A 3,258-nucleotide genomic window follows, 5' to 3' on the forward strand; every position below is an offset into this window, starting at 1 on the left:
CACCAGGACCCGGCGGCCCGTGCCCCGCAGGAACTCCCCGAGCGCGGGGTCCGAGGCGAACTTGTGGGCGCTGCCCTCGACCACGACGGCGAAGCGCTCCCGCTCCCATACCGCCCCGTCGAAGCCCCGCACGAGCCGTCCCGCCTTCTTCGCCTCCGCGGGCGTCCGTGCCGCGAGCACCGCCCGCTCGGCCTCGGCGTCGTCGAAGAGGCGGGCCTTGGCGGCCATCATCCAGTGCTCCGCCGTCGCGTACGACACGCCGTCCACGGTGAAGGGCGACGGCCACCACTGGCTGAGGCAGCTCCGGTCCAGCGTGCCGTCCCGGCGCGGGGTGTGTCCCCAGAAGGGCAGGTACCTCACCCGCTCCCCGCTCCGCACCGCGTCGAGCAGCGTCGCCACCGAGCGCACCGAGCCGATCTTCGTCATGCACGCGAGTCTGGCACGCACCACTGACAATCCGTCCTGGGTTTTCCAGGACAACTCGACACCTGGTCGACAGATTCCGTCGCGTAACCAAAAGGCAACAACGGAATCACTTGTTGACCACTTCCCCCTCTGTCAGGATCGGCACTCAAATCGATCTGGAGCTACGCCGGGCCTCGTGGGACGGGGAGCACGGCGGAGGAGAGCGTCATGCACAACTTCCAGGCGCGGGAACACTTCGCGGACGGCGCCCAGTACATCGCCGGGCGGCTGACCAAGGGAACGTCGGGCCGCACGCACGCCGTCGTCGACCCTGCCACGGGCGAGGACGTGTACACGTACGAACTCGCCGGAGAGGCCGATGTGGACGCCGCGGTGGCCGCCGCGGCCGAGGCGTTCCCCGCGTGGGCGGGGGCCACCCCCGGCGAGCGCTCCGACGCCCTGCACCGCTTCGCCGGTGTCCTCGCCGAGCGCGCCGAGGAGTTCGCGCAGGCCGAGTCGGTGCAGTGCGGCAAGCCGATCAAGCTCAGCCGGGAGTTCGACGTCCCCGGCACCGTCGACAACGCCGCCTTCTTCGCGGGCGCCGCCCGGCACCTCCAGGGCCAGTCGGCCGGTGAGTACTCCGGCGACCACACCTCCTACGTACGCCGTGAGCCGATCGGCGTCGTCGGGTCGATCGCGCCCTGGAACTACCCGCTCCAGATGGCCGCCTGGAAGGTGCTCCCGGCGATCGCGGCGGGGAACACCATCGTGCTCAAGCCCGCCGAGCTGACGCCGTTCACCTCGCTGCTCTTCGCGCGGGCCGCCACCGAGGCGGGCATCCCCGACGGTGTCGTCAACATCGTCTCCGGCGCGGGCAGGGACGCCGGTGAGCGCCTGGTCGGCCACCCCGACGTCGCCATGACCTCCTTCACCGGGTCCACCGGCGTCGGCAAGCGCGTCGCCGAGATCGCCACCGCCACCGTCAAGCGGCTGCACCTGGAGCTCGGCGGCAAGGCGCCCTTCGTGGTCTTCGACGACGCCGACCTGGAGGCCGCCGTGCACGGCGCGGTCGCCGGCGCGCTCATCAACACCGGGCAGGACTGCACGGCCGCCACGCGCGCGTACGTGCAGAGGCCGCTCTACGAAGCCTTCGTCCAGGGCGTCGCCGACCTGATGGAGACCGTGCGGCTCGGCGATCCGTTCGACCCGGCGACCGACCTCGGGCCGCTCATCTCGCACACGCACCGCGACCGCGTCGCCGGTTTCGTCGACCGGGCCCGCTCCTACGCGCGCGTGGTGACCGGCGGCGAGGCACCGAAGCACCCGGGCGCCTTCTACAGGCCCACCCTCATCGCGGACGCCGCGCAGGACAGCGAGGCCGTACAGTCCGAGATCTTCGGTCCGGTCCTCGTCGTCCTGCCCTTCGACAGCGACGACGAGGGCATCCGCCTCGCCAACGACACCCCCTACGGGCTCGCCGCCTCCGCCTGGAGCCGCGACGTCTTCCGCGCCAACCGGGCGACCCGCGAGATCAAGGCGGGCTGCGTCTGGGTCAACGACCACATCCCGATCCTCAGCGAGATGCCGCACGGCGGCTACAAGGCCTCGGGGTACGGCAAGGACATGTCCGCGTACTCCTTCGAGGAGTACACGCAGGTCAAGCACGTCATGTTCGACAACACCGCGGTGGTCCGCAAGGACTGGCACCGCACGATCTTCGGGGACCGATAACCCAGGCCACGGCCCACGGGCCACAAGGCCGCGCGACCAGCGGCCGCCTTCCTCCCGAAAGGGCAACCACGCGCATGGAGCAGTACGAGCCCGACCGCCTGTCCCCGGCCCAACTGGCCGCCATGCACCGCAGCCTGCGCACCGGCAGGGGCTCCCTGACCCGCCGTTCCCTGGTGCGCGCCGCCACCGGCGGCGCGCTCGCCCTCGGCGGGCTCGGCGCCCTGAGCGCCTGCGGCATCCCCGCGGCGGGCAAGGGGCAGGGCGAGGTGACGTCCGACGACCACTCGACCGAGGAGAAGCGGATCACCTTCTCCAACTGGACCGAGTACATGGACGTCGACGAGAAGGACGAGAACCGCAGGCCCACCCTGGAGGCGTTCACCAAGCGCACCGGGATCACGGTCAAGTACACCGAGGACATCAACGACAACGTCGAGTTCTTCGGCAAGGTCAAGCCGCAGCTCGCCGCGGGCCAGGACACCGGCCGCGACCTCATCTGCGTCACCGACTGGCTCGCCGCCCGGCTCATCCGCTTCGGATGGGTGCAGAAACTGGACCCGGCGAACCTGCCGCACGCCTACACCCGTCTCTCCGCCCAGTTCCGGAACCCCGACTGGGACCCGGGCAGGTCGTACTCGTATCCCTGGACCGGCATCTCCACCGTCATCGCGTACAACAAGAAGGCGACCGGCGGAAAAGAGATCACGTCGGTGTCGCAGCTCCTCGACGACCCGAGGCTGAAGGGCCGCGTCGGTTTCCTCAGCGAAATGCGCGACACCGTCGGAATGACGCTCATCGACATGGGCAAGGACCCCGCCGACTTCACCGACGACGACTTCGACGCGGCCGTCGCCCGCCTTCAGAAGGCCGTCGACAAGAAGCAGATCCGCCGTTTCACCGGCAACGACTACACCTCGGACCTCGACAAGGGCGACATCGCCGCGTGCCTGGGCTGGGCCGGTGACATCGTGCAGCTCCAGGCCGACAACCCGGACGTCGGCTTCCACATCCCCGACCAGGGCTACATCACGTCCACGGACAATCTCCTCGTCCCGAACAAGGCGCGCCACAAGCGCAACGCCGAGCGGCTCATCGACTACTACTACGAGCCGGAGCCGGCGG

The 3,258-nt window shown here is 70.1% G+C and carries 3 protein-coding genes; 2 read left to right on the plus strand and 1 reads right to left on the minus strand.

Going from position 1 to position 3,258, the window contains the following annotated elements; all coding sequences use genetic code 11:
* The coding region (locus tag AB8Z36_RS33275) for an NADAR family protein (protein ID WP_369217115.1) at positions 1-426 on the minus strand (426 nt) is incomplete at its 3' end.
* A gap of 207 nt (positions 427-633) precedes the next feature.
* Here AB8Z36_RS33275 and AB8Z36_RS33280 point away from each other — a divergent pair.
* Both AB8Z36_RS33280 and AB8Z36_RS33285 read left to right on the plus strand, forming a co-directional pair.
* Complete coding sequence (locus tag AB8Z36_RS33280) at positions 634-2,136, plus strand: gamma-aminobutyraldehyde dehydrogenase (protein ID WP_369217116.1); 1,503 nt, start codon at positions 634-636, stop codon at positions 2,134-2,136.
* A gap of 74 nt (positions 2,137-2,210) precedes the next feature.
* The coding region (locus AB8Z36_RS33285) for a polyamine ABC transporter substrate-binding protein (RefSeq protein ID WP_369217117.1) at positions 2,211-3,258 on the plus strand (1,048 nt) is incomplete at its 3' end.

It is taken from the genome of Streptomyces flavofungini (assembly GCF_041028215.1).
Classification (GTDB): domain Bacteria; phylum Actinomycetota; class Actinomycetes; order Streptomycetales; family Streptomycetaceae; genus Streptomyces; species Streptomyces flavofungini_B.

What these genes read in the sequence shown, in the direction of transcription:
- AB8Z36_RS33280 (WP_369217116.1), top strand. Translation starts at nt 634, where the DNA reads ATGCACAACTTCCAGGCGCGGGAACACTTCGCGGACGGCGCCCAGTAC.